General features: G+C 67.1%; 19 protein-coding genes. 8 read left to right on the forward strand and 11 right to left on the reverse strand.

The features are described from left to right. Positions 1-94: 94 nt before the first annotated feature. Together GY40_RS25485 and GY40_RS25490 are read right to left on the reverse strand one after the other, a co-directional pair. Positions 95-2,107 carry an autotransporter assembly complex protein TamA gene (locus GY40_RS25485; protein ID WP_051988514.1) on the reverse strand — a complete coding sequence of 671 codons (2,013 nt, stop codon included), beginning with the start codon at positions 2,105-2,107 and terminating at the stop codon, positions 95-97. 108 nt (positions 2,108-2,215) lie between these two features. Beyond that, complete coding sequence (locus GY40_RS25490) at positions 2,216-2,971, reverse strand: hypothetical protein (RefSeq protein ID WP_038368358.1); 756 nt, start codon at positions 2,969-2,971, stop codon at positions 2,216-2,218. A 142-nt stretch (positions 2,972-3,113) separates the two neighbouring features. On the opposite strand from GY40_RS25490, the gene GY40_RS28090 reads away from it, so the two are divergent. Both GY40_RS28090 and GY40_RS25500 read left to right on the forward strand, forming a co-directional pair. Then, positions 3,114-3,626 carry a DUF4142 domain-containing protein gene (locus GY40_RS28090; RefSeq protein ID WP_038368361.1) on the forward strand — a complete coding sequence of 171 codons (513 nt, stop codon included), beginning with the start codon at positions 3,114-3,116 and terminating at the stop codon, positions 3,624-3,626. A gap of 102 nt (positions 3,627-3,728) precedes the next feature. Further along, positions 3,729-4,853: a zinc-dependent alcohol dehydrogenase family protein gene (locus tag GY40_RS25500; protein ID WP_038368364.1), complete on the forward strand. Its 1,125-nt coding sequence runs from the start codon at positions 3,729-3,731 to the stop codon at positions 4,851-4,853. Between the two features lie 120 nt (positions 4,854-4,973). Here the strand turns inward: GY40_RS25500 and GY40_RS25505 are convergent, their stop codons facing one another. Then, entirely contained in the window at positions 4,974-6,407 is a 1,434-nt protein-coding gene (locus GY40_RS25505; protein ID WP_038368367.1) for an aldehyde dehydrogenase family protein, read from the reverse strand. Between the two features lie 198 nt (positions 6,408-6,605). On the opposite strand from GY40_RS25505, the gene GY40_RS25510 reads away from it, so the two are divergent. The 3 genes from GY40_RS25510 (at position 6,606) to GY40_RS25520 (ending at position 11,717) form a co-directional block, all read left to right on the forward strand. Then, positions 6,606-8,573: a bifunctional 2',3'-cyclic-nucleotide 2'-phosphodiesterase/3'-nucleotidase gene (locus GY40_RS25510; protein ID WP_038368369.1), complete on the forward strand. Its 1,968-nt coding sequence runs from the start codon at positions 6,606-6,608 to the stop codon at positions 8,571-8,573. Positions 8,574-8,724: 151 nt separating this feature from the next. Next, positions 8,725-10,635 (forward strand): putative bifunctional diguanylate cyclase/phosphodiesterase, encoded by a 1,911-nt coding sequence (locus GY40_RS26820; protein ID WP_142020680.1) that lies wholly within the window; start codon positions 8,725-8,727, stop codon positions 10,633-10,635. Between the two features lie 41 nt (positions 10,636-10,676). Next, positions 10,677-11,717, forward strand: a complete 1,041-nt coding sequence (locus tag GY40_RS25520; protein WP_038368371.1) for an aspartate carbamoyltransferase — start codon at positions 10,677-10,679, stop codon at positions 11,715-11,717. 222 nt (positions 11,718-11,939) lie between these two features. On the opposite strand, the gene GY40_RS25525 is transcribed toward GY40_RS25520, so the two are convergent. Then, positions 11,940-12,677, reverse strand: a complete 738-nt coding sequence (locus GY40_RS25525) for an SIMPL domain-containing protein (RefSeq protein ID WP_038368374.1) — start codon at positions 12,675-12,677, stop codon at positions 11,940-11,942. 190 nt (positions 12,678-12,867) lie between these two features. On the opposite strand from GY40_RS25525, the gene GY40_RS25530 reads away from it, so the two are divergent. Next, positions 12,868-13,434, forward strand: a complete 567-nt coding sequence (locus GY40_RS25530; protein WP_038368377.1) for a cytochrome b — start codon at positions 12,868-12,870, stop codon at positions 13,432-13,434. Between the two features lie 7 nt (positions 13,435-13,441). Here GY40_RS25530 and GY40_RS25535 read toward each other — a convergent pair whose 3' ends face one another. The 4 genes from GY40_RS25535 to ccrA all read right to left on the reverse strand — a co-directional run bounded on the left by GY40_RS25535 (position 13,442) and on the right by ccrA (position 18,246). Beyond that, entirely contained in the window at positions 13,442-15,130 is a 1,689-nt protein-coding gene (locus GY40_RS25535) for an acyl-CoA dehydrogenase family protein (RefSeq protein WP_038368378.1), read from the reverse strand. Between the two features lie 113 nt (positions 15,131-15,243). Further along, positions 15,244-16,122 carry a DMT family transporter gene (locus GY40_RS25540; protein ID WP_051988516.1) on the reverse strand — a complete coding sequence of 293 codons (879 nt, stop codon included), beginning with the start codon at positions 16,120-16,122 and terminating at the stop codon, positions 15,244-15,246. 112 nt (positions 16,123-16,234) lie between these two features. Continuing rightward, on the reverse strand, positions 16,235-16,894 hold the full coding sequence (locus GY40_RS25545) for a glutathione S-transferase family protein (protein ID WP_038368379.1): 660 nt from the start codon (positions 16,892-16,894) through the stop codon (positions 16,235-16,237). An 80-nt stretch (positions 16,895-16,974) separates the two neighbouring features. Continuing rightward, a complete protein-coding gene (ccrA, locus tag GY40_RS25550; protein WP_038368381.1) occupies positions 16,975-18,246 on the reverse strand; it encodes a crotonyl-CoA carboxylase/reductase in 1,272 nt (423 codons plus the stop codon). A gap of 202 nt (positions 18,247-18,448) precedes the next feature. On the opposite strand from ccrA, the gene GY40_RS25555 reads away from it, so the two are divergent. Continuing rightward, the gene (locus GY40_RS25555) at positions 18,449-18,751 is read left to right on the forward strand and encodes a hypothetical protein (RefSeq protein WP_142020676.1); all 303 of its coding nucleotides are present in this window, start codon (positions 18,449-18,451) and stop codon (positions 18,749-18,751) included. A 13-nt stretch (positions 18,752-18,764) separates the two neighbouring features. On the opposite strand, the gene ubiG is transcribed toward GY40_RS25555, so the two are convergent. Further along, positions 18,765-19,520 carry a bifunctional 2-polyprenyl-6-hydroxyphenol methylase/3-demethylubiquinol 3-O-methyltransferase UbiG gene (gene ubiG / locus GY40_RS25560; protein WP_038368385.1) on the reverse strand — a complete coding sequence of 252 codons (756 nt, stop codon included), beginning with the start codon at positions 19,518-19,520 and terminating at the stop codon, positions 18,765-18,767. Between the two features lie 141 nt (positions 19,521-19,661). On the opposite strand from ubiG, the gene GY40_RS25565 reads away from it, so the two are divergent. Next, a complete protein-coding gene (locus GY40_RS25565; RefSeq protein WP_038368386.1) occupies positions 19,662-20,900 on the forward strand; it encodes an aspartate kinase in 1,239 nt (412 codons plus the stop codon). Between the two features lie 114 nt (positions 20,901-21,014). Here GY40_RS25565 and GY40_RS25570 read toward each other — a convergent pair whose 3' ends face one another. Together GY40_RS25570 and GY40_RS25575 are read right to left on the reverse strand one after the other, a co-directional pair. Then, positions 21,015-24,149 (reverse strand): efflux RND transporter permease subunit, encoded by a 3,135-nt coding sequence (locus GY40_RS25570; RefSeq protein WP_038368388.1) that lies wholly within the window; start codon positions 24,147-24,149, stop codon positions 21,015-21,017. Next, complete coding sequence (locus tag GY40_RS25575; protein WP_051988517.1) at positions 24,146-25,336, reverse strand: efflux RND transporter periplasmic adaptor subunit; 1,191 nt, start codon at positions 25,334-25,336, stop codon at positions 24,146-24,148. Before GY40_RS25575 ends, GY40_RS25570 begins: the two co-directional genes overlap by 4 nt. Positions 25,337-25,345: the final 9 nt, after the last annotated feature.

Consider the following 25,345-nt stretch of genomic DNA (forward strand, 5'->3'; position numbering starts at 1 on the left):
TCCGGGTTTCTGCTGGCGCGCATTTTCTTCACGCGAAACGGTGCCCACTTCGCTTGAAAATGTTTCAACCGCGGAAAGCTCAGGAGGCGGCGCATCAGAAGGCCTGCCCGATGCTGACATAGAGCGCGACGGGCTTGTCGCCCTTGCGCGGATTGAGGGGCGCCGCGACATCGACGCGGATCGGCCCGATCGAGGTATAGTAGCGAAAGCCGAGGCCGGCGGCCATCTGCAGCTTCTGCTTGCCGTCGGGCAGGCTCGATTCGAACGCAGTGCCGGCATCGAAGAACGGCACGATGCCGATGGTCTCGGTGATCTTGATGCGGGCTTCCGCCGACAATTCGAGCAGGCTGCGCCCACCGGTGAGCTGTCCGAACGGCCCGAGCGGCGAAAGCGAGCGATAAGCATAGCCGCGCACCGAACCGCCGCCGCCGGCATAGAAGCGCCGCGTCGCCGGGATCTCGTCGAGGCTCGCGCCCGAAATCGAGCCGAAGCCGACGCGACCGGCCAGGACATAGCGCGCATCATCGTCGAGCGCGTAATAGCCGGAGATCGCGGCCTTGGCCTGATAGATGCCGACCGTCGAGCCGAGGAAGGTCGGATAGGGCGTGAAGGACGCCGTGGCGCGGATGCCGCGCGTCGGGTCGAGCAGGCTGTCGGTCGAATCGTAGTTCACCGAAAGCGGAAGACCGACCAGCGTGTAGTCGACCTGGCCCAGCACATCGCTGGTCTGGCCGCGTTCCACCTCCAGCCCGGCCTGCACCGAGAAGGTATCGCTGAAACGGTAGCGGATCGCCGTGGTGGCGTTGGCGTAGCGGGCGGTGTAGCCGCCATACCGGTTGGTCCCTACGCGCTCGCGGGTAGCGACGCCGTCGAGCAGCCAGTCGTAGCGGCTGCCGTCCAGCGCCGGCTTCATGAAGCTGAAGGCGAAGCGGCCGCCGAGGTCCGAGCGCTCGAAATCGCCGAATCTCTGGATCTTGGTGCCGTCGATGCGCGGCGCGAGGAAGACGCTGGATTCCAGCCGCAGACGCTCGGCCCCGCCGAACAGGTTGCGATGCTCCCAATAGACCTTCACCGCCGGGCCATCGATCGTCGAATAACGGGCGGAGAAGCCGAGAAGCCGCTTGGGACGCTCCGTCACCTCGACGAAGATCGGCAGATTCCCCGCCCCGTCGAGCTTGTCCGCCTCCCGGATGCGCACCGAGGCGACGGCCGGAATCTTGGCGATCGATTTGCGCGTGTCGGCCAGCGCCTTGGGCGAATAGGGATCGCCCGGCTCGAGATAGATGAAGGAGCGCACGACCTCGGGCGGGATCTCGTCGGTCTGGCCCACGGTGATGTCGCCGAAGCCGGCGAGCGGGCCGGGATCGAGCACATAGGTCACGTCCATGATGCCGGCGGCATGATCGACCACCGGTCGCAGTTCCACCACCTTGGCGAGCGGATGCGACTGCGCGCGCATATGGTCGATGAGCCCGGCCTGCGCGGCACGCAGGGAGGCGGCCGTCGCCGGCTCGCCCGCCTTCAGCTTGGAGACCTTGAGGGGATCGGCGATCGCGGCCGAGCCGGCCCTGTCTCGTTCGACGATGTCGATCTTGCGGAAGCCGAAGACCTTGCCAGGACGAACCCTGACGGTGATCGGCACGGCGTCGCGGTTGCGGTGGGCTTCCAGCGCACGGATGAGCGGCGCGCCCGGCTCGGCCCCGACCGCCAGCGGCACGCCATCGACGACGAGCGAGACGTCGGCGTTGAAGTAACCCTGCGACCAGAGCGCATCGACGAGCGGATTGAGATCGGCCGCCATGCGGCGCGACAAGCTCTCGCCATCGGGCGGCGCGTCCTGCCGCAGGCGATAGAGCAAGGAGGCGTCCTGCAGGGTGCGCGTCAGCGCCTTGGCGTCATCGGCCTCGCCGAGGTCGAAGTCGAGCTTGTAGGGCAGCGTCGCGGCACTGGGAGCCGGCGGCTCGTCCTTCCTGGTGAAGAGGCCGAAGACATCCAGCGAGGAGAGATCGAAAGCTTTGGCAGGATCAGCCTGCAAGCCGACGAGCGCCGCAAACGCATAACCGCCGCCCAATGCCACCGTCTGGCTCGCCCTTCGCCAGAACCGCATCCGTCCTCCAAGCAACCCCCGGCCGCAACATCAAAAACTATTCGATGAGCATGGCCATCATAGAGACGGGATGGCCATGCGCAATGCTGAAGGACTCGACGCTTTCCTCTAACGAAGCGTAAACGCTACGCTCGCGAGCGGGCTGAGCTTGGTGACGACCTCGCCCTTACCCGGCGAGAGCACGCCGCCGCAGAGGCTGCCGGTGGTGACGAGCTGGCCGGCGCGCAGGGGCCCGAGCCCCTCCTCCTTCCGGTTGGCCCAGGCCAGGAACGGCGTCATCGGATCGCCGTTTCCATGGACCGCCGGCTGGTCGTAGATCGTCACGCCATTGAGCGAGATGAAGCAGCCGAGCCCGGTCAGGTCGTCCAGCACCTTCATGTCGAGGTCCGGCCCGACGAAGTAACCGCCATGGCCCATCGCATCGGTGAGCCAGAGCGGCATGGCGACGTTGCCCGACCAGTTGGCGAGGCGGCTCTCGACGATCTCGATGCCGAGGAAGGCCTTGTCGCAGCAGGCCAGCAGCTCCGCCCGCGACCAGGGCTGGCCGGGACGCAAGGGCACGTCGCGCGAGAGGCGCAGGCCCAGCTCGATCTCGACGCGCAGCTCGGCGCCGATCGCGCCCTCATAGACCTCTCCGGGGGCGAGCCAGGGGCCCGGCATCAGCCCGCCGATCGGCGTGCCGTCCGGGGCGATGGCGACCTTCCAGCCGAGATCCTCGAAACCCGCGCCGCGGCTGACCGCACGCGCGATGGCGAGGCCCTCCGCCAGCGAGGCCGGCACGGGCAGGCTCGCGGTCTCGATCAGCGAGCGCTCGCGGCGGGCGGTCAGAAGCGCATCGCGGATGGTTTCGGCAGTGGTCGGCATGGGGATCCCCTTCCCTTTCGCGCGCGCCCATCACGGCAGCGACGCGCAGTTCTGCTATCGCAGCCCGACGAGAGGAACAAGCGCGCCCCGGCAACCCGCCCATGCAGGCGGAACCTCGCGCGCGCTGCGTCGTTGCCCTGCCATGACCCGTACACGCCGCGCCTTTCTCGCGGGCATCGCGCCTGCGCTCGCAACGCTAGCCGTCGCTCCGGTCGCGCTGGCCAAACCGTCCCCGCAAGACCTCGTCAATCAGGTGGCCGTCGCCAACATGTTCTGCATCGAGTCGGCGACGCTGGCGCTGAAGCAGAGCAGCTCGTCGGCGATCAAGGACTACGCCCACCGCCTCGCCGACGACCATGCGACGATCGCGAGCAGCCTGAGACGGATCATCGCGCGCCGCTCCGACATCGCCTTGCCCGACCGCCCCGACACGCGCCATCTCGACCTGCTGCGCGACCTCGGCGCCTTGCAGGGCGGCGATTTCGACAAGGCCTATGTCGAGGCGCAGCGCGGCACCCATCACACGCTCTCGCTGCTGCTCGAAGCCTATGCCCGCGACGGCGAGGATCCCGAGCTCAAGGCTTTCGCGGCCGACGCCTTCCCCCGCTTCAAGGCGCTCGAGCAGAAGGCGCAGGAATTGCCGCTGTCGCCCTGAGCGATGGCATGGCCTCCAGCTACTCGACCTTCAGCGGCTTTGACAGCGGCGCTCGCGCCTGTCGGGATAGCGCCCGATCCACCAAAGCGGAGCCGCAGGCCCATGAAGATTCGCGCCGCCGTCCTGAACGAGAGCCCGGTTGCGGCGCCCTACGCCCAAAGCCGCCCGCTCAGGATCGAGGAGCTCGACCTCGCCCCGCCCGGACGCGACGAGGTGCTGGTGAGGGTTCGGGCGGCGGGGCTCTGCCATTCCGACCTCTCCGTCATCGACGGCAACCGGCCCCGCCCCGTGCCGATGGTGCTCGGCCATGAGGCGGCGGGAGAAGTCGTCGAGGCCGGAGAAGGCGTCGATGACCTCAAACCCGGCGACAGGGTGGTGATGGTGTTCGTGCCCTCCTGCGGGCACTGCGCGCCCTGCGCGGAGGGGCGCCCCGCCCTCTGCGAGCCCGGCAACGCCGCCAATGGGCGCGGTGAGATGCTGGGCGGCGGGCGTCGACTCTCGGCTCATGGCCAGCCGGTGCATCACCATATCGGCGTTTCCGCCTTTGCCGAGCACGCGGTGATCTCACGCCGCTCGCTGGTGAAAATCGAAGCGGATATTCCCCATGAGATCGCGGCGCTCTTCGGCTGCGCCGTGCTGACGGGCGTCGGCGCGGCGGTGAACACGGCGCGGATCAAGGCCGGCGAGACGGTGGCGGTTGTCGGGCTCGGCGGCGTGGGCCTCTCGGCCCTGCTCGGGGCGATCGCCTGCGGCGCCTCGCGGGTGGTCGCCGTCGACCTGGCGCAGGACAAGCTCGATCTGGCGCTGGCGCTCGGTGCGACCGATGCCTTCAGGGCCGATACGCCGGATGTGATCGAAGCCATCAGGCAGGCGACGAAGGGCGGCGTCGATCATGGGCTGGAGATGGCAGGCTCGGTGAAGGCGCTCGACCTCGCCTACCAGATCACCCGGCGCGGCGGCACGACCACGACCGCCGGCCTCGCCAACCCCGCCCATACGCTCGCGCTCTCGCCGGTGAGGCTGGTTGCGGAGGAGCGCACGCTGAAGGGCTCCTATGTCGGCTCCTGCGTGCCCTCGCGCGACATCCCGCGCTTCATCGAACTCTATCAGCGCGGGCGGCTGGCCGTGGACAAGCTCTGGACCAGCTCCGGGAGCCTCGACGAGATCAACGAGGGGTTCGACGCGCTGAACGAAGGCCGGACGATCCGGCATATCGTCAGGATGTGACGGGCCACTGCAGGGCCGTCATTCTCGGGCCGCGCCCTGCGCGGACCCGAGAATCTCATGACCAGAACGCGCTGGTTTCCGAGATGCTCGGGTCAAGCCCGAGCATGACGGACAGAGCGCTCACCCGTGCTTGTGCACGATGGTCTTGGTCACCGCGAACTCTTCCAGCGCGATAAAACCCTTCTCGCGGCCATGGCCGCTCTTGCCGGTGCCGCCGAAGGGCAGTTCGATGCCGCCGCCGGCGCCATAGCCATTGATGAAGACCTGGCCGGCACGGACGCGCTTGGAGACGCGCTGCTGGCGCCCGCCATCCTTCGTCCAGACCGCGGCGACGAGGCCGTAATCGGTGCCGTTGGCGGCCTTGATCGCGTCCTCCTCGTCCTCGAAGGGGAAGGCGGCCAAGACCGGCCCGAAGACCTCCTCCTGCTCCAGCCGGTTGCCGCGCGGCACCGGGCCGAACAGCGTCGGTGTGACATAGAAGCCGCCATTCGGCACACCCTGCGCGATCTGGCCCTGCGCGATCACCGGGATGCCGGCCTCGCGCGTCTGGTCGATGAAGCTCTGGACGCGGCCGCGCTGCTTCGCGTTGATCACCGGGCCGCAATCGAGATCCATCTCCGGGGTACCGGCCCGCAGCTTGGAGAATTCCTTGGCGACGGCCGAGACGACGTCGTCATAGATCGACTTCTGGACGAGCAGGCGGCTGCCGGCCGAGCAGGTCTGCCCGGTGTTCTGCACGATGGCCTTGCAGGCGAGCGGCACGAGCGCGTCGAGATCGGCATCCTCGAAGACGATCTGAGGCGACTTGCCGCCGAGCTCCAGCGTGCAGGGGATGAGATGCTCGGCGCAGGCGTGCTGCACCATCTTGCCGACCTCGGGCGAGCCGGTGAAGGACATGAAGTTGATGCCGGGATGGGCGGAGAGCGCAGCGCCCGCCTCATGGCCGCGGCCGGCGACGATGTTGATCGCGCCATCGGGGAAGCCGACCTCGCTCGCCAGTTCCGCAAGGCGGAAAGCGGTGGCGCAGGCGTCCTCGGCCGGTTTCAGCACCACCGCATTGCCCATGGCGAGCGAGGCGGTGAGCGAGCGGCCGATCATCTGCGCCGGATAGTTCCAGGGCAGGATATGGCCGGTGACGCCATGCGGCTCGTGGATGACGCTGACGCTGTACCCGTTGAGGAAGGGGATGACGTGGCCATGCACCTTGTCGGCCGCGCCGCCATAGAATTCGAAATAGCGGATGGTGGCGTCGATATCGGCGCGGGCCTGGCTCATCGGCTTGCCGGTGTCGCGGGCTTCCAGCTTCGCCAGCTCGTCGAAGTGATCCTGCACCTTGAAGGCGAGCTTCGAAATCAGGCGTCCGCGCTCGGCCGCGGTCAGCCTGCCCCAGGCACCGTCGAAGGCGGCCCGCGCTGCCGTCACGGCCGCGTCGATATCGGCGGCGTTGCCGCAGGCGATGCGGGCGAATTCCTCGCCGGTGGCGGGGTCGAGCTTGGCGAGGGTTTCGCCTGTCTGGCCAGCGACATAGCGGCCATTGATGAAATGTCGATTCATGGTGGCTCCCGATCGCTCCGGGCGGTTCATGCGGTCCGTGCGGATTCGCGGCGCAAGCTGGCGCCTTGGGCGTGAATTCACAAGATGCTCTTGCGTCGGGGGCCCTCGCAGCCGGCGCAGGGCCGGCGTCTTCCCCCAGGTGTCACGCGCCTGCCGCAATGCTAGCTTCGTTAGGCGCTGCGCACTGAGGAGTCGGGCATGTCACGGGATCGTCGTTTCAATCGTCGCGAAACGCTGAAGGGCGGAGCCGCCCTGGCCGCTGCCACCGCCATGCCTTCGGCGCTGAAGGCGCAGGCGCAGGCACCGAGCCCCGCACGCCTCAAGCTCAGGGTGCTGGAAACGACGGATCTGCACGTCAATGTCGTGCCTTACGACTATTTCCGCGACGGGCCGGACGACACGGTCGGCCTCGCCAAGACGGCGAACCTGATCAAGGGGGCGCAGGCCGATGTGAAGAACAGCCTGCTCTTCGACAATGGCGACTTCCTGCAAGGCTCCTCGCTCGGCGACTATGTCGCCTACAAGAAGGGGCTCAAGGCGGGCGAAACGCATCCGATCGTCGCGGCGATGAACGCCCTGCCCTATCTCTGCGGCACGCTCGGCAACCACGAGTTCAATTACGGGCTCGAATTCCTCGACCATGGCCTCGCCAAGGCCGAGTTCCCGATCGTCTGCGCCAATGTCGAGCGCGCCGGCGGTGGCTCGCTGGTCGATGCCTGGCGGCTGTTCGAGCAGAGCTTCGAGGACGAGGCCGGCCATCGCCATGTCCTGCAGATCGGCGTGATCGGCTTCGTGCCGCCGCAGATCATGCAGTGGGACAAGGGCAATCTCGACGGCAAGCTTGTCGCCTTCGACATCGTCGAAGCCGCCCAGAAGCACATGCCGGACCTGCTCGACGCCGCGCCCGACCTCGTCATCGCGCTCTGCCATTCCGGCATCGCCGGCGGCGAGCGGCGCGGTATGGAGGAGAACGCTGCGCTGCATTTGTCCAAGATCGAGGGCATCGACGTCATCCTCACCGGCCACCAGCATCTCGTCTTCCCTGGCGGCAAGGCCTTCGACGGCATTCCCGGCGTCGACAATGTCAAGGGTGCGCTCAACGGCAAGCCCGCCTGCCAGCCCGGCTTCTGGGGCTCGCATCTCGGCATCATCGACCTCGATCTGGAAAAGAAGGGCGAGCGCTGGCGCATCGCCGATTTCAAGGTCGAGCCGAAGCCGATCTACGAGCGCACGCCCGAGCGCAAGATCGTGCCGAAGGCCAGCGCTGAGCCCGCCATTCTCGCCGCGGTGAAGGCCGACCACGAGGCGACGCTGATCTATATGCGCGAGCCGGTGGGCTCGACCGCCTCGCCGATCAACTCCTTCTTCGCGCTGGTCGCCGACGATCCCTCGATCCAGATCGTCTCCGAGGCGCAGATCGCCTATGCCAAGCCGCTGATGGCGCAGACGCAGTGGAAGGACCTGCCGATCCTCTCCGCCGCCGCGCCGTTCAAGGTCGGCGGGCGCTCGGGCCCCGGCTTCTTCACCGACATCCCCGCCGGGCCGCTGGCGCTGAAGAACGTGGCGGATATCTATCTCTATCCGAACACGGTGCAGATCGTGAAAGTCACGGGCGCCGAGGTCCGGGAGTGGCTGGAGCGCTCGGCCGGCATCTTCAACCGGATCGACCCGGCGAAGACGGAGGAGCAGCCCCTGATCAATCAGGGCTTCCCCTCCTTCAACTTCGACGTCATCGACGGCGTGACCTACCGGATCGATGTCACGCAGGCCTCGCGCTATGACGGCGACGGCAAGCTCGTGGCGCCCGAGGCGCACCGCATCGTCGATCTCGCCTTCAACGGCAAGCCGATCGACGAGAAGGCGCAGTTCCTCGTCGTCACCAACAATTACCGCGCCTCGGGCGGCGGCAATTTTCCGGGAACGAAGACCACGGTGGTGCTGGAGGCGCCGGACCTCAACCGCGACGTCATCGTCCGCTATCTCGTCGAGAAGAAGACGATCGAACCCAAGGCCGATGGAAACTGGGCGCTGGCGCCGCTGCCGCCGCATGTCAACGTGACCTTCGTCACCTCCCCCGCCGCGGCCGGGAAGCTGCCGGCGACGCTCAAGGCGCAGCCGGCCGGCGATGGCGGCGAAGGTTTCGCCAAGTATCGATTGCTGTCGTAATCGGCCGCGAAATTCCGAAGACCTCTAAGAAATCGGCCGTGCGGCACACCGTTCATTAAGATCTCTCTCCCGAAGATGCCCTTGCCTTGCGTCATCGCAAAACAGGCTTAGGGCGGACATGATGGCGGAAGCTCGCGAAAACGAGCGCGCGATGAAGTCGGAATTGGTCGCCGCGCTCTACGGGACGCCGGGCACGATCACGACGGGCGCCATCATGGTGGCAGCCGTCATGGCCGCCGCCGCCGTTCTGACCGGCGGCGACCGCGTGTTCGGGCTGATGACGGCCGCCATGCTCGCCATCGGCGCGTTCCGCCAGATCGCGCATCGCCGCTTCATGCGGGTCGATCTTCCCAAGGCCAGCGACGCCGAGATCGACCGCCTCGAAAGGCTCGCGATGTTCGGCGCCTGGTCGACGGCAGCGCTGGTCTCCAGCTTCGGCTCCTATGCGGTGCTGAAATACACCTACCAACCCGTGGCCGTGCTCGCGATCGCCCAGACGATCGGCTATCTCGCCGGCGTCTCCGGCCGCAACAGCTCGCGCCCGCTCATCACCCGCGTCCAGATCCTGATCGCGGCGGTCCCCTTCCTGCTCGCGCTCGCCTCGACCGGCGATGCCGCCTATGTCGTGATCGGGCTCACCGTCGCGCTGACGACGGTGCTGACCTTCTCCAGCGCCCAGGTCATCCACCGGATGTTCGTCGCCCGGCTGCGCACGATGCGCGAGCTGGAGACCCTTGCCGTCAACGACACGATCACCAGCCTCTACAATCGCCGCGGCTTCATGCGGGAGATCCGGGCCATCGCCTCGGCCGGGCAGCCGGTGACGCTGATCTCGATCGATATCGACCGCTTCAAGGGCATCAATGACAGCTTCGGCCACGATGTCGGCGACGCGCTGCTGCAGTCCTTCGGCGACATGCTGAGCGCGGAGCTCCGGCGGGGCGACATCGCCGCGCGCACCGGCGGTGACGAATTCATGGTCGCGACCTCGCGCGACGCGCCCGAAGCCGCGACCTTCGCCCGTCGCCTGGTGATGCTGCTCGGCAGCCAGCGCGTCCTGGCCGGGCGGCACGTCACGGCGACCGCCAGCATCGGCATCGCGCCGGCCGGCTGCGCGTCCTCGATCGACGAGGCACTGAAATGCGTCGACATCGCGCTCTATCGCGCCAAGCTCGAAGGGCGGAATCGCTTCGCGGTCTACACCGAGGCGATCCAGGACGAGCATGAGGACGGCCGGGCGATCGAGGCGGAATTGCGCGAAGGCATCCGGCGCGGCGAGTTCTCGCTCGAATTCCAGCCGATCTACAATCCCCGCTCGGGCACGGCGACGATGGCCGAGACGCTGCTGCGCTGGAACCATCCGCGCCGCGGCGTGGTCAGCCCCGAGATCTTCATCCCGCTGGCGGAGCGCACCGGCCTCATCACCGTGCTCGGCGCCTGGGTGCTCGACCAGGCGATCCGCACCGCGCTGACCTGGCCGCGCAGCGTCGGCGTCAGCGTCAACGTCTCGGCCCGGCAGTTCGACCGCGGGCATGATCTGGTCGGGCTCGTCGCGGCGCTGCTGCGGCTCCATGGGCTCGAGCCGCACCGGCTGACGATCGAGATCACGGAGAGCTCGCTGATCGCGGATGCCGAGCATGTCACCGCGCGGCTCGTCGCCCTGCGCGCGCTCGGCGTGCGAATCGCGCTCGACGATTTCGGCACCGGCTATTCCTCGCTCAGCTACCTCGCCCATCTGCCGATCGATACGATCAAGATCGACCAGGCCTTCACGCAGGAGCTCGGCTCGTCGCGCAAGGCCGAATATCTGATGAACGCCATCACCCAGCTCGCGCACGACCTCAAGCTGCGCCTGATCGTCGAAGGCGTGGAGACGCAGGAGCAGCTTGCGATCATCCAGAAGCATGCGACCCACGGGATCCAGGGCTTTGTTTTCGCGCGCCCGATGACAGCGGAGAAATTGCTGCCCATGATCGGCAACCGGGTGGCGACGGGGCGTACAAAGTCGGCACGACCCGGAGGCGGCCCCCGCAAGGGCGACCGCTTCAGCGAAGTCGCATAGTCGCGCCCCCCGCACGCATCCGCGCGAGCCGGAGGCCTTCAATGCAGCGCCCGAACTATCCGAGCGGGAAGGACCTGCTGAGCGCCGACGCGGTCTCGCGCTTCGACCTCGACGACATCTTCGAGCGTGCCGAGCGGCATCTGCGGGAGGAAGAGCAGGAGAAGGCCGGCATCCTGCCGGAGCAGCCGCCGGTCTATCGCCGACGGCCCAAGGTCATCGCCACCCTGTTCGACCAGCGCAGCACGCGCACGCGACTCGGCTTCCAGTCGGCGGCGGCCCGGCTCGGCCACCAGTCGATCGACGCCTACGACACCGACCGCAGCCGCCTGGGAACCAGCACCGGCGAATCGATCGAGGACCACATCCACACGGTCGAGCTCTACAGCGACCTCTTGGTCGTGCGCTCGCATCTGGAGGACATGCCCTACCGCGTCTCGCGGTTGAGCTACCTGCCGGTGATCAATGCCGGCAATGGCGCCGACGAGCATCCGAGCCAGGCGCTGATCGACCTCTTCGCCATCCGCCAGATGCGCGGCGAGATCGAGAAGCTCACGATCGCACTCTCCAGCGACACGCGCGCCCGCTTCGCGATCTCCTTCGTCAAGATGCTGCGACTGACGCCGCCGAAGCGCTTCACCCTGTGCTGCCTGCCCGACGTGCCGATCAACCCGGCGATGCGCGAGGCGATGACGGTTCTCGCCGGGCTCGGCACCGAGATCGGCATCGTGCACGACGTGCGCCAGACGCTCGGCCACGACATCCTCAGCATCCAGATGCAGGACATGAGCAAATTCGCCCATGCCTCGCTCGGCAACGAGGCCGTCGACAAGGAGAAGGAGACCGAGCCCTTCACCATCACGGCGCAGAAGATCCTGGAGGCGCGCTCCGACACGCTGATCCTCAACCCGCTGCCGCGCTTCTCGGAGCTCGACACCTCCTGCGACAGCCTGCCCAATGCCGGCTATTTCCGGCAGGTCCAGCTTTCGGTGCCGATGCGGATGGCGATCCTGGAGCGGATGCTGCTCGGCATCCCCTGGACCGGCCAGGCGGCGGCCGCGAGCGGATCGCCCGCGGCGCCCTGACCGGGCGCCTGCTAGAGCATTTCCGCGTTTCCGCGAATCACGAAAATGCTCTAGCTCTTTGTTTTATCGCATTTTCTTCACGCGAACCGGTTTCCACTTCGCTTGAAAATGCTCTACAGCATCGGACCGAACATTGTATTCGGTCCGATGCTGTAGCTCTTTGTTTTTACATCGGCTTTTCCCGAAAACCGCGTGCCACTTTTCGGGCCGATGCTCTGGCCGTCAGCGCGCGATCTCGAAGACCACGCTGACCTGCGTCTGGTAGCTGTTCTCGCCACTCGCCAGCGGCACCGCCATGTCAGCGGCGGCCTTGCGCATCGGGGCCGCATAGGCGATCGGCCGCGGCGGCGCGGCATTCTCCTCGATGGAGAGGATCGGACCGAGCTTCACGCCCGCCGCCTCGGCCAAGGTGCGGGCCTTGTCCATCGCATCCGCGACGGCACGCTTGCGCGCTTCGGTCAGCGTCGCCTTGAGGTCTTCCTTGACGAAGGTGATACCGCCGCCCTGGTTGACGCCGAGGCCGACGACCTTGTCGATGATGGCGCCGGCCTCAGCCAGCTTGCGGATGCGGACGGTGACCTCGTTGCTGACGGCATAGCCGACGATCTTCGGCTCCTGCGGCTTGTCGCGCGCGGGCTGCGCGTAGCGCGGCTGGATGTCGAGCCGCGAGGTCTGGATATCGCGCTCCGCAATGCCGGCGGCCTTGAGGGCGTCGAGCACCTCCTTCATCGCCGTGCTGTTGGCGTTGAGCGCCTCGCGAGCCGTAGCGGCCTCACGCAGCACGCTCAGCGTCACCACCGCCATGTCCGGCACCACGGAAGCCTCGCCCTCGCCGACGACGCTGATGCGCGGCGGCTGGCGGCCGGCTGCGGCGTCCTGGGCCAGCGCAGGCGCGACAGGCAGCATGGCGGCGGCAAAGAGAGCAGCTCCGGCAAGCGCGGGGGCGAAGAGGCTGGACATCGAAACTCCTGCTGATCATCGGCCGGGATCGGCCATATCGCATCCAAATCGGTCGATCATGTCGAAATTATCACGATTCCGCGCGCCATCCTGGCCGTGCACGCGGGATATCGATCATGGACGAGATTTAACTTTCGCGGGAAAGGCACAGCCCATAGATTAGAATTACTATAATCTATGGAGCTCCGTCATGGCCAACCCCTCCTCCCGGCCTGCAGCCACCTCCTTCTACGACGTGGTGTCCCGCAGGCTGCACTGGGGCATGGCCGTGCTGATCCTGGCGGCCTTCGCCCTGGGGCTGACCGTCGATGTCTTTCCGAAAAGCTGGGAGCACGCGGTGGTCGAAACCCACAAGGCGATCGGCATCGCGATCCTGCTCCTGCTGCTCATCCGCTTCGGATGGCGGCTGAGCCATCGCGCACCGGCTCCGCTGGAAAGCTCGGCCGTGCTGGCCCTGGCGGCGCGAGCCGGCCACGTCTTTCTCTATGTCCTGATGCTGCTCGTGCCGGTGATCGGGCTGGTCTATGCGATCCGGCGCGGACAAGGCATCGACTTCGGCCTGTTCGCCCTGCCGCCCTTCCAGGCGCCGGAAGCGCGTGCCATCACGCGCCCGATCCGGGAATGGCATGAATGGGCTGCCTATGCGCTGATCGGCCTCGCCTGCCTGCATGCGCTGGCGGCGCTCTGGCACCATCTGGTCCGCAAGGACGATACCTTGCGGCGGATGCTGCCGGATGCGTCCCAGCGGCCTCTCTGAGGCCGCGCTATTCCTCCACCAGCCGCCGGGCGATCACCTGCGCCTGGATCTCGGCGGCGCCCTCGAAGATGTTGAGGATGCGGGCGTCGCAGAGCACGCGGCTCACCGGATATTCCAGCGCGAAGCCGTTGCCGCCATGGATCTGCAGGGCATTGTCGGCCGCAGCCCAGGCGACGCGGGCGCCGAGCAGCTTGGCCATGCCGGCCTCGAGGTCGCAGCGGCGCCCGGCATCCTTCTCGCGGGCGGCGAAATAGGTGAGCTGGCGGGCGATCAGGATCTCGGCCGCCATCATGGCGAGCTTGTCGGCGACACGCGGGAAGGCGATCAGCTTCTTGCCGAACTGGATGCGCTCCTGCGCATAGCGCAATCCCAGATCGAAGGCCGCTTGCGCGACGCCGATGGCCCGGGCCGCCGTCTGGATGCGCGCGGCCTCGAAGGTCTGCATGAGCTGCTTGAAGCCCTGCCCCTCGACGCCGCCGAGCAGGTTCTCGCCCTTCACCGCGAAGCCGTCGAAGGCGAGCTCGTATTCCTTCATGCCGCGATAGCCGAGCACCTCGATCTCGCCGCCGGTCAAGCCCTCCACCGGGAAGGGATCGGCGTCGCTGCCGCGCGGCTTCTCGGCGATCAGCATGGAGAGGCCGCGATAGCCCGGCGCGTCAGGATCGGTCCTCACCAGCAGCGTCATGATGTCGGCACGGACCGGATGGGTGATCCAGGTCTTGTTGCCGTAGACCTTCCAGACGGCCTCGTCTCCCTCGCCATCCTTCACCGCCCGGGTGCGCAGGCTGGCAAGGTCGGAGCCGGTGTTGGGCTCGGTGAAGACGGCGGTGGGCAGGATCTCGCCCGAGGCGATCTTCGGCAGCCAATGCGCCTTCTGGGCGTCGGTGCCGCCGCAAAGGATCAATTCGGCGGCGATCTCGGAACGGGTGCCGAGCGAGCCAACGCCGATATAGCCGCGCGACAACTCCTCCGAGACGACGCACATCGAGACCTTGGACAGGCCCAAGCCCCCGAACTCCTCGGGGATGGTCAGGCCGAAGACGCCGAGCTCGGCCATCTTCTCGACCACGGGCATCGGGATGTATTCGTTGGCCAGGTGCCATTCATGGGCATGCGGCGTGACCTCCGCCGCGCAGAAGCGGCGCATCTCGGAGCGGATCGCCTCCAGCGTCTCGTCGAGACCGGGGTCGCCGACGCTGGCCGTGCCGTCGCTCTGGCTGAACAGGGCGACGAAGCGGGCCCGGTTCTCCGGCGTGTTGCCCTCGGCGATCAGCATCTCGGCCGCCTCCGAACAGGCAGCGGCCACGGCGTCCTGCGACAGGCCCAGCGCCGGCAAACGGACGATCTCGCCCTGGCTCATCGGGATGCCGCCGAAGATCTGGGCGGCGTATTCGCCCGCGCCGATGCGGATGGCGCAGTCCTCGACCGCGCCGTAGCGCCCCTCCTCCAGCAGGCGCTCGCCATAGGCCTTCAGCTCACGCAGCGCCGCGACATAGGTGGCGAGCCAGGAAAGACCGTGGGCGGCGTGCTGTTCCGCCTCGAGCCTAGCCGAGGAGATCCGGCCATCGGCCTCGACCTTGCTGCGGACGGCTACGGTCGCGGCCTCCAGAAGCGTTTCGAAGCCCGGCAGGGCGGCGGCGACGAGATCGACCGCGCTCACGCGGCTTTCGGATTGCAACGCGGCGTTGGCGCTCATGGTGATCGACCTCCCTTTTGTTGCGGCGCAGCATAAGGGCAAGTCCGGGGAAACCAAAATCAGCCTTTCGGCGAGGGCGCCTGTCCGGCCGGTGCAGCGGCGAAAGCCGCGGCCTATTTCCGGCTGGCGAGGACGACGCCGAGAATGGTCACCGCCATGCCGGCGATCTGCAGCATCGAGAGCGTCTCGCCGAAGAGCAGCCAGGCCTCGACCGCGACCAGCGCCGGCACGAGGTAGAGGAAGGTCGCGATGCGGGAGACCTCGCCGCGCCGGAGCATGAACAGGTAGAGCCCGATGCTGCCGAGCGAGAGCACGACCACCGACCAGAGCATGACCAGCGCCATGGTCAGGTTCCATTCGATGTGCATCGGCTCCAGCGCCCAGGCGAAGGGAATCGTGATCAGGAAAGCCGCGGTGTACTGGATCGCCGTCATCGTCCTGAGATCGCCCGAGACGACACGCGCCTTCTGGTAGAAGGAGCCGAAGGTGACGGCGAACATGCCGATCACGTTCACGACCACCGGCAGCAACACCCCCCAGAGCGCGGCGGGCTCGACCCTTGCGAGCTGGGGTTCGAGCACGAGCGCGATGCCGGCGAAGCCGCAGGCGATGCCGAGCCAGCGCCACCCCGAGATGCGCTCCCCCACGAGGACGGGGGCGAAAAGCGCCGTCAGGATCGGCTGCAAGCCGGCGATCAGCCCGGAAATGCCGGCCGGCAGGCCGTGGCGCACCGCCCACCAGACACCGGCGAGATAGATGCCATGCAGCAGGATGCCGGTGAGCGCGATGTCGAGGACGGCGCGGCGGCTGCGCGGCCAGGGCGCCCCGGCCGCGAGCGCGAGCAGCGCGACGAGGACCGCCGCCGTCCCGAAACGGAGCGCGAGGAAGGTCAGGGCGTCGGCATAGCGCGCCGAATAGCCCGCCACGATCCACCCCGTCGACCACAGGAAGGTGAAGAGCAGCGGCATTCCGCGCAGGAGAAGAGACGGCATCGGACCTCGGGAACCCGGTAAGGGCTGCCGTCTCTACTCCCGATCCGTTGGCTGCGACAGAGCCGCGGCGCGGCCTTGCCATGTCTCAGCCGAGGGCCTCTCCCGGTCGATCTCAGTCGCGATCGGGCGCTCCGGGCGGGAAAAGCGGGCGGTAGGGCCGCGCCTCCTCGACGGCGCGGGCGAAGGACGGACGCGCGAGGAGCCGTGCCCGGTAAGCGCGGGCATGGGGAAAGGCCGTGTCGATCTCGTGCACCCAATCAGCATAGAAGAGCGACGGGGCCGCGGCGCAATCGGCCAGGCCGAAGGCGTCGCCCGCCGCCCATTCTCGCCCGGCCATGGCGCCGTCGAGCCAGCGATAGGCCGTGTCGAGCGCTTCGCGCGCCCTGGCGACACTGTAGGGATCGCGATCGTCAGCCGGGCGCAGATGGTCGAAGACGATCGCCTGCATCGGCGTCATGACGTAATTGTCGAAGAAGCGGTCCATCATCCGCGCCGCGAGCGCGGCCTTGGCGTCATCGGGCAAGAGCCGGACAGGCCCCGGATGATGCAGGCCGAGATGCTCGATGATGACGCTGGACTCGACGACCGTCTCGCCGCGGTCGACGAGGACCGGGAAGCGCTTCAGCGGCCACAAACCGACCCAATCCGCCCCGGCTTCCGGATCGTCCGGGCCGAGCACCCGATAGGTGAAGGGCGTCCCGTTCTCATAGAGCGCGATCAGCACCTTCTGGCTGTAGGACGAAAAAGGGTGAGCATAGAGGGTCAACGTCATGGCATCCTCCAGACCGATTGCCTTTCGCAATCAGTCCGTAAAGAAACCGATCTCGTTTTGCAACCGGATATGCGGATCCCCTACCCTCCCAGCGCCTCCGCCACATCCTCATAGGTGCGCAAGCCCGTGCGCGGCGCGTAGACCAGCACGGCCATGTTGCCCGGTGCATGCTCGTTCTTCCACATCTTGTGATGGGCGAGCGGGATCTTGTCCCAGGGGAAGACCTCGGACATGCAGGGGTCGATGCGCCGGTCGAGCACGAACTGGTTGGCGGCGCTCGCCTGCTTGAGATGGGCGAAATGCGAGCCCTGGACGCGCTTCTGCCGCATCCAGACATAGCGGGCGTCGAAGGTGATGTTGAAGCCCGAGGTGCCGGCGCAGAACACCACCATGCCGCCGCGCTTGGCGACGAGGCAGGAGACCGGGAAGGTCGCCTCGCCCGGATGCTCGAAGACGATGTCGACGTCCTTCTTGCCGGTGATGTCCCAGATCGCCTTGCCGAACTTGCGGGCTTCCTTGGTCCACTCGTTGTACTCGGGCGAATTGACCTTGGGCATCTGGCCCCAGCAGTTGAAATCCTTGCGGTTGACGACGCCCTTGGCACCGAGGCCGAGCACATAGTCGCGCTTGGTCTCGTCCGAGATGACGCCGATGGCGTTGGCGCCGGACGCCGCGCAGAGCTGGACGCCGAAGACGCCGAGACCGCCGGAGGCGCCCCAGACCAGGACGTTGTCGCCCGGCTTGATGGTGTGCGGAGCGTGGCCGAACAACATGCGGTAGGCGGTCGCCAGCGTCAGGGTGTAGCAGGCGGATTCTTCCCAGGAGAGATGCTTCGGCTTCAGCATGAGCTGGCGCGACTGCACCCGGCAGAACTGGGCGAAGGAGCCGTCCGGCGTCTCGTAGCCCCAGATGCGCTGCGACGGCGAGAACATCGGGTCGCCGCCATTGCACTCCTCGTCGTCGCCATCGTCCTGGTTGCAGTGGACGATGACCTCGTCGCCGACCTTCCAGCGCTTCACCTTCGAGCCGACCGCCCAGACGATGCCCGAGGCATCGGAGCCGGCGACATGGAACGGAGCCTTGTGGACGTCGAAGGGCGAGATCGGCTGGCCGAGGCCGGCCCAGATGCCATTGTAGTTGACGCCTCCCGCCATCACGAGGAGCAGAACCTCCTCCTCGCCGATCGACCATGTCGGCACGACCTCGACCTGGAACGAGTCCTGCGGCGCTCCGTGGCGCTCGCGCCGGATCGCCCAGGCGTACATCTTCTCCGGCACATGGCCGAGCGGCGGCAACTCGTCGAGTTCGTAGAGATCCTTGAGCGGTTTCACGGCAGCTTGCGGCTTCGACATCGTCGTCTCCCTGCTCCCCGCCTGTCTTCGTCCTTGCGGCACTGCGGCGGCTTTGGACGGCGATCATGCACCTTATGTTGCAACGCGCCATTCGCCTAAGGAATTACCTTGCAGCGCAAAATGATCGCCCGAATTCGAGATTTTGCCGATTCCTTCACGGTTTCGGCGGATGATCAAGCCGTTCAAGCGAGGCGAGAAAGCCATGCGCGCCCTATTGACGATCGTCGGCCTGCCCGATCTGCCGCTTCTGTCGCTGATCCTCGTCGTGGTCCTGATCCTGCTCGCCGCCCTGATGTTCGGCTGGATTGCCGATCTGCTGCTCGGGGAGAACGCCTACGGCACCGGCTTCAACGCCGGCATCATCCTGATCGGCGCCTTTATCGGCGCCTGGCTCTGGCATCGCTACGGCTTCCCGACGCGCTTCGATGCCGCGGCCGTCAAGGCGGGCATCGCGACCGGCTCGGGGCTTTTGCTCCTGCTCGTCCTGACGGTGCTGCGCCCCTGAGACGCCGGGCCTTTCAGCCGCCGCGGCTGGCGGCGAGCATGTAGTTGACGTCCATATCCCGCGCGGCGCTCCAGCGGCCGGTCAGCGGGTTGAAGACAACGCCGGTCTGCGTGCCCAGCGTGAAGCCGTTGCTCTCGATCGCACCGCCGAGCTCGGCCGGGGTGACGAACTTCTCCCAGTCATGCGTGCCCCGGGGCAGCCAGCGCAGCACATACTCGGCGCCGACGATGGCGAGCGCATAGGATTTCAGCGTGCGGTTGAGCGTCGCCATCACCAGCAGGCCGTCCGGCTTCACTGCCGCGCAGCAGGCGGCGACGAAGGCCTCGACATCGGCGACATGCTCGACGACCTCCATGGCGAGCACGATGTCGAAGCGCTTGCCGGAGGCGACGACCGCCTCGATCATCTCCTCGCGATAGTCGATGGCGAGCCCGCCCTTCTCGGCATGGGCGCGGGCGACGGCGATATTGGTCGGCGCCGGGTCGAGCCCCGTCACCTCAGCACCCAGCCTCGCCAGCGGCTCGGAGAGCACGCCGCCACCGCAGCCGATATCGACCAGCGTCAGGCCTTCGAGCGACCGCATCTGCTTGGGATCGCGGCCGAAATGCGTGCAGGCCTCGTCGCGAACATAGGCGAGGCGCACGGGGTTGAACTTGTGCAGGACCGCCATCGGCCCCTTCGGATCCCACCAGTCGCGCGCGATCGCGTCGAAGCGGGCGACCTCGGCCGGGTCGATCGTCGAGCCTGTGCGTTGCGTCGCAGCCGCCATGAACCGGTCCCTCGTTTATGCGGCGCCGCATTGACACCGCGCCTGCCGCCCGTCATCTACACCCGCCCCGCCGCCAGTGCGAGGGCGACGTTTCGACCCGGCTTTCCAACCGGGACAGCTATCGAGAGCCAAAAGATCGTCATGGCCCGTCTGGTGATGAAATTCGGCGGCACCTCCGTCGCCACTGTCGAGCGCATCAAGAACGCGGCGCGGCACGTCAAACGCGAATTCGACGCGGGCAACGAGGTCGCGGTCGTGGTTTCGGCGATGTCGGGCAAGACCAACGAGCTCGTCGCCTGGGCCAAGGAAGCGGCGCCGCTGCACGATCAGGCGGAATACGACGTCGTCGTCGCCTCGGGCGAGCAGGTCACCTCCGGCCTGATGGCGATCGTGCTGCAGGAGATGGGCCTGCCGGCCCGCTCCTGGCAGGGCTGGCAGATCCCGCTCTACGGCTCGGACGCGCATGGCGCGGCGCGCATCGAGAGCGTCGACGGCGCCGGCATCCTCGCCGGCTTCGACCGCAACCGCGAGATCGCGGTCTGCTCGGGCTTCCAGGGCGTGAACCCGCGCACGCACCGCATCGTGACGCTGGGCCGCGGCGGCTCGGACACCAGCGCCGTCGCGCTCGCCGCGGGCCTGAAGGCCGATCGCTGCGACATCTACACCGATGTCGACGGTGTCTACACCACCGATCCGCGCATCGTTCCCAAGGCGAAGCGCATGGACAAGGTCTCCTTCGAGGAAATGCTCGAAATGGCCTCGCTCGGCTCCAAGGTGCTGCAGGTGCGCTCGGTCGAGATCGCCATGACGCAGCGCGTGCCGACCTATGTGCGCTCCTCCTTCGACGACCCCGAAAACCCCAATCCTGGCACCCTCATCTGCGACGAGGACGACATCGTGGAACAGCAGATCGTCACCGGCATCGCCTTCTCCCGGGACGAAGCCCAGATCACGCTCCGGCGCGTGGCCGACAAGCCCGGCGTCGCCGCCGCGATCTTCGGCCCGCTCGCCGATGCCAACATCAATGTCGACATGATCATCCAGGTCGTCTCGGACGACCAGGCGACGACCGACATCACCTTCACCGTGCCGACCGCCGATTACGAGCGCGCCCGCACGCTGCTCGAGAGCAAGCACGATACGATCTCCTATCAGGACATCCAGGGCGCGACCGACGTGGTGAAGATCTCGGCGATCGGCATCGGCATGCGCTCGCATGCCGGCGTCGCGGCCCGCGCCTTCCGCGCTCTGGCCGAGAAGGGCATCAACATCCGCGCCATCACGACCTCCGAGATCAAGTTCTCGGTGCTGATCGATGCCGCCTATACCGAGCTCGCGGTGCGCACGCTGCACTCGCTCTACGGCCTCGACGCGGCCTGAGGCTGCGACACCGCCAATCCAAGGACGTCATGCTCGGGCTCGACCCGAGCGTCTCGGAAGAGCGCCCTATCCTGCATGCGCTTCGCCCCGGGAATGACGGAAGGCGCGAGACGCCTATTCCGCCGGATGAGGCGCGCCCGCCGGCTTGTGCTTGTTGCTGCGGAAGAGCCCGCCGAGCTTCACCAGCCCGTCCGAAAGCCTGTTCATGTAAAGGAACAGGACGGGGGTGATGAAGAGCGTCAGCACCTGGCTGATCATCAGGCCGCCGACCACCGCGATGCCGAGCGGCTGGCGCAGCTCCGCGCTGGCGCCGGCGCCGACCGCGATCGGCAGCGTGCCCATCAGCGCCGCCAGCGTCGTCATCAGGATCGGCCGGAACCGCATGACGCAGGCCCGGTGGATCGCCTCCTGCGCCGACACCCCCTCGCGCAGGAGCACCAGCGCGACGTCGATCATCATGATCGCGTTCTTCTTGACGATGCCGATCAGCATCAGCAGGCCGATGATCGCGATGACCGAGAGGTCGAGGTCGAAGAGCCTCAGCGCTCCGAGCGCGCCGATCGCCGCCGAAGGCAGGCCGGTCAGGATGGTCAGCGGGTGGATGAAGCTCTCATAGAGAATGCCGAGCACGATATAGATCGTCAGGATCGCGCCCGCGATCAGGAGGCCCTGGTTCGCCAGCGAGTCCTGGAAGACCTTGGCCGTGCCGGCGAGCGTCGTCGTGATCGATTTCGGCAGGCCGATCTGCTCCTTCAGCACGCCGATGCGGTTGACGCTGTCGCCTAGCGCGACGCCGGCCGGTAGATTGTAGGAGATCGTCACCGCCGGAAGCTGGCCAAGCTGGTTGACCGTGAGCTGGCCAGCCGTCCGCTCGATCCTGGCGAAGGCGCCGAGCGGCACGAGGGTGCCGGTCTTGGTGCGGACGCGGATCGCGTTCAGCCGCTCCGGCGTCCACTGGTCGTTGGGGTTGAACTCGACGACGACCTGATAGCTGTCGCCCGTGGTGTAGATCGTCGAGACCTGCCGGACGCCGAAGCCCGAATAGAGCGTCGAGCGCAGGATGTCCGAGCCGATGCCGAGCTGGTTGGCCTTGTCGCGGTCGATGATCACCGTCGCCTGCAGGGCGTTGTTCTGCAGGTCGGTGGTCACGTCGAGGAAGGTCGAGGGCTCGCGGCTCATGGCGTCGGCGAGGCGTAGCGCCCCGTCGTTCATCGCCTTCTGGTCGAGGCCCTGGACGACGAGCTGGTACTGGCTCTTCGAGGAGCGCGCGCCGATATTGAGGTTCTGGACCGGCGTCATATAGGTGTTGATGCCCGGCACCTGCGCGAGATCGCGCCGCAGCGACGACAGCACGACGGAGAGCTGCGGCCGCTTGTCCTGCGGCTTCAGCTCGACGAAGAGGCGCCCGGCATTGAGCGCGCCGGCATTGCCGTTGGTCGCGCCGACGCTGGACGCGACATGGGCGACATAGGGCGAATGCATGAAGATGTCGGCGACCTGCCGCTGCAGCTTCTGCATGGCGTCGAAGGACACGTCCTGCCGCGCCTCGGTCGCGACCTGAAGCTGGCCGATATCCTCCTGCGGGAAGAAGCCCTTCGGCGAGGTCTGCATCAGCCAGACCGTGCCGGCCATGGTCGCGAAGAAGGCGAGCAGCACCACCGGCTGGAAGCGCAGGCAGAAGGCGAGGCCGCGGTCATAGCCATGCAACAGCGCCTCGAAACCCTTCTCGAGCCAGCGCCCGACGGCATTCTCCTGATGATGCTCGCCATAGCCCGAGAGCAGGCGCGAGCAGAGCATCGGCGTCAGCGTCAGCGAGACGAAGGCGGAGGCCAGGATCGAGACCGTCACCACCACCGCGAACTCGTTGAAGATGCGCCCGACGACGCCGCCCATGAGCAGGACCGGAATGAAGACCGCGACCAGCGAGAGCGAGATCGAAATGATGGTGAAGCCGATCTCGCTGGCGCCCTTCAGCGAGGCATCGAAGGCGGAAAGCCCATCCTCCTCCATATGGCGGACGATGTTCTCGAGCATGACGATGGCGTCGTCGACGACGAGGCCGACCGAAAGGGTCAGGCCCAGCAGCGAGATGTTGTCGATCGAGAAGCCGAACAGATACATCGCCGCCAGCGTGGCGATGACCGAGATTGGCACCGCCACCGCCGGGATGAAGGTCGCGGCGACGCGGCGCAGGAAGACGAAGATGACCATGACGACCAACGCGACGGTGAGCAGCAGCGTGAACTGCACGTCGTCCACCGCCTGGCGGATCGAGGTCGAGCGGTCGTTCAGCAGCGAGAGCGAGGCCGCGGCCGGCAACTGCTCCTCGAAGGCCGGGATCATCGCCTTGACGCGATCGACCACCTCGACGGTGTTGGCGTCGGGCTGGCGCTGCACAGCGAGCACGATCGCCGGAACGCCGTCATAGCTGCTGCGGGTCTGGGTGTTCTCGACGGAATCGATCACCTTGGCGACGTCGCCGAGACGCACCGGCTTGCCCGAGCGGGTGGTGATGATGACGTTGGCGAACTGCGCCGCGTCGGCGAGCTGGGTATGCGCCTCGATGGTGAGCTGCTGGGCGCTGTTCTGGATGGTGCCGACCGGCGTGTTGGCGTTGGTCGCGGTGATGGCGGCCTGCAATTCGTCGAGGCCGATGCCGCGCGCGGCAAGCGCCGTCGGGTCGATCTGGATGCGGACGGCGTATTTCTGGCTGCCGAAGATCAGCACCTGCGCGACGCCATCCACCGTCGAGAGCGCGGGCGAGATCACCTGCTGGGCGAAGGCGTCGAGATCGGAGAGCGGCACGACGTCGCTCTTCAGCGCCATCAGGATGATCGGCGCGTCTGCCGGATTCACCTTGCGATAGCTCGGCGGCGTCGTCATCTCGATCGGCAACTGCTTCTGCGTGCGCGTGATCGCCGCCTGCACGTCGGCCGCGGCCGCGTCGATGTCGCGGTTCAGCACGAACTGGATCGCGATCGAGGTCGATCCTTGCGCGTTGATGGTGGAGATCGAATCGATGCCCGCGATCGTGCCGAACTGCTTGATCAGCGGCGTGGCGACGGAGGTCGCCATCGTGTCGGGCGAAGCGCCGGGCAACTGGGCCGAGACGTTGACGACCGGGAACTCGGCGCGCGGCAGCGCCGCCACCGGCAGGAAGCGATAGGCGAACGTCCCGGCCAGCACCAGCGCGACCGACATCAGGATGGTCGCGACCGGGTGCCTGATGCAGAAGGACGAGACGTTCATGAGTGCCCCTCCTGCGCGACCGGCGTGCTCACCGGCGCCTTCTCGCCGCTGGCTCCCCGCTCGCGCACCGCCGTGCCCTGCTTCAGGCGCATCTGGCCGTCGACGACGACGCGCTCGCCCGGCGCGAGGCCTTCCGTCACCGCCGTCTTGCCGCCATCGCTGAGCGCGACCTTGATCTGGCGCAGATCCACCGTCGCATTCGCCTTGGCGACGAAGACGTAGGGACCTTTCTGGCCGGTCTGCACCGCGACCGTCGGGATGACGGTGACGCCCTTCAGCGTGTCGGGGATGAACTCGACATCGACATACTGGCCCGGCCAGAGACGCAGATCGTCATTGGCGAAGGCCGCCTTGGCCGTGATCGTGCCCGAGGTGATGTCGACATTGGAATCGACGAAGTTGAGCTTGCCCACCGCCGGCTGGTCGCCGCCCTGGGGGATTTTCGCCGTGACCACGGCCGAATCCGGCGCGAGAAGCGCGGCATGCAGCGTCGGCAGCTCGCTCTCGGGCAAGGCGAAGGAGACGCGCAGCGGCTTCATCTGCGTGATCGTCAGGAGGCCGGTGCTGCTGTTGTTGCTGTTGGCGCTGACGAGATTGCCCGGCGTGACCATCACGGCGCCGACCCGCCCATCGATGGGCGCGAGGATGCGGGTATAGCTCAGCTTGAGCCTGTCGGCGTCGAGCGTCGCATGATCGGCCTGGATGTTGGCGGCCGAGCTCTTCTCGTCGGCCGTGCCCAGATCCACCTGCTGCTGGGTGCCGGCATTGCGGGCGAAAAGCTGTTTGTAGCGTTCGAGATCGGCGACGTTGCGCGTATGGGTCGCCTCGTCGCGCAGGAGCATCGCCTCGTCCTTGGCGATCTGGGCCTTGATGTCGCGGTCGTCGAGCGTGAACAGCAGGTCACCCGCCTTGACGAACTGGCCGTCGGTGACGTGCTGCGCGACGATCTGGCTGTCGATGCGCGACTTCACCGTCACGCTCGCCGGCGTCTCGACGAAGCCGATGGCGTGCTTGCGGATCGGGAAATCCGCCTGCTCCGCCACCGCCGACACCACAGACACCGCGGGGGCGCCACGCCCGGCACCGGCGGCCTGCGGCGCCTTCTCGCCCTGCGAACGCGTATACCAGACGCCCGCCGCAACAGCGGCGACCAGAACGAAGCCGACAAGAAATCCCGAACGCTTCATAGTTGCCCC

This window comes from Allobosea sp. UNC402CLCol (assembly GCF_000745475.1).
Taxonomy (GTDB): domain Bacteria; phylum Pseudomonadota; class Alphaproteobacteria; order Rhizobiales; family Beijerinckiaceae; genus Allobosea; species Allobosea spartocytisi.

Bases quoted from the DNA above. Each gene is read 5' to 3' on its own strand.
- GY40_RS25485 (WP_051988514.1), bottom strand. From the start codon at position 2,107: ATGCGGTTCTGGCGAAGGGCGAGCCAGACGGTGGCATTGGGCGGCGGT.
- GY40_RS25490 (WP_038368358.1), bottom strand. From the start codon at position 2,971: ATGCCGACCACTGCCGAAACCATCCGCGATGCGCTTCTGACCGCCCGC.
- GY40_RS28090 (WP_038368361.1), top strand. From the start codon at position 3,114: ATGACCCGTACACGCCGCGCCTTTCTCGCGGGCATCGCGCCTGCGCTC.
- GY40_RS25500 (WP_038368364.1), top strand. From the start codon at position 3,729: ATGAAGATTCGCGCCGCCGTCCTGAACGAGAGCCCGGTTGCGGCGCCC.
- GY40_RS25505 (WP_038368367.1), bottom strand. From the start codon at position 6,407: ATGAATCGACATTTCATCAATGGCCGCTATGTCGCTGGCCAGACAGGC.
- GY40_RS25510 (WP_038368369.1), top strand. From the start codon at position 6,606: ATGTCACGGGATCGTCGTTTCAATCGTCGCGAAACGCTGAAGGGCGGA.
- GY40_RS26820 (WP_142020680.1), top strand. From the start codon at position 8,725: ATGAAGTCGGAATTGGTCGCCGCGCTCTACGGGACGCCGGGCACGATC.
- GY40_RS25520 (WP_038368371.1), top strand. From the start codon at position 10,677: ATGCAGCGCCCGAACTATCCGAGCGGGAAGGACCTGCTGAGCGCCGAC.
- GY40_RS25525 (WP_038368374.1), bottom strand. From the start codon at position 12,677: ATGTCCAGCCTCTTCGCCCCCGCGCTTGCCGGAGCTGCTCTCTTTGCC.
- GY40_RS25530 (WP_038368377.1), top strand. From the start codon at position 12,868: ATGGCCAACCCCTCCTCCCGGCCTGCAGCCACCTCCTTCTACGACGTG.
- GY40_RS25535 (WP_038368378.1), bottom strand. From the start codon at position 15,130: ATGAGCGCCAACGCCGCGTTGCAATCCGAAAGCCGCGTGAGCGCGGTC.
- GY40_RS25540 (WP_051988516.1), bottom strand. From the start codon at position 16,122: ATGCCGTCTCTTCTCCTGCGCGGAATGCCGCTGCTCTTCACCTTCCTG.
- GY40_RS25545 (WP_038368379.1), bottom strand. From the start codon at position 16,894: ATGACGTTGACCCTCTATGCTCACCCTTTTTCGTCCTACAGCCAGAAG.
- ccrA (WP_038368381.1), bottom strand. From the start codon at position 18,246: ATGTCGAAGCCGCAAGCTGCCGTGAAACCGCTCAAGGATCTCTACGAA.
- GY40_RS25555 (WP_142020676.1), top strand. From the start codon at position 18,449: ATGCGCGCCCTATTGACGATCGTCGGCCTGCCCGATCTGCCGCTTCTG.
- ubiG (WP_038368385.1), bottom strand. From the start codon at position 19,520: ATGGCGGCTGCGACGCAACGCACAGGCTCGACGATCGACCCGGCCGAG.
- GY40_RS25565 (WP_038368386.1), top strand. From the start codon at position 19,662: ATGGCCCGTCTGGTGATGAAATTCGGCGGCACCTCCGTCGCCACTGTC.
- GY40_RS25570 (WP_038368388.1), bottom strand. From the start codon at position 24,149: ATGAACGTCTCGTCCTTCTGCATCAGGCACCCGGTCGCGACCATCCTG.
- GY40_RS25575 (WP_051988517.1), bottom strand. From the start codon at position 25,336: ATGAAGCGTTCGGGATTTCTTGTCGGCTTCGTTCTGGTCGCCGCTGTT.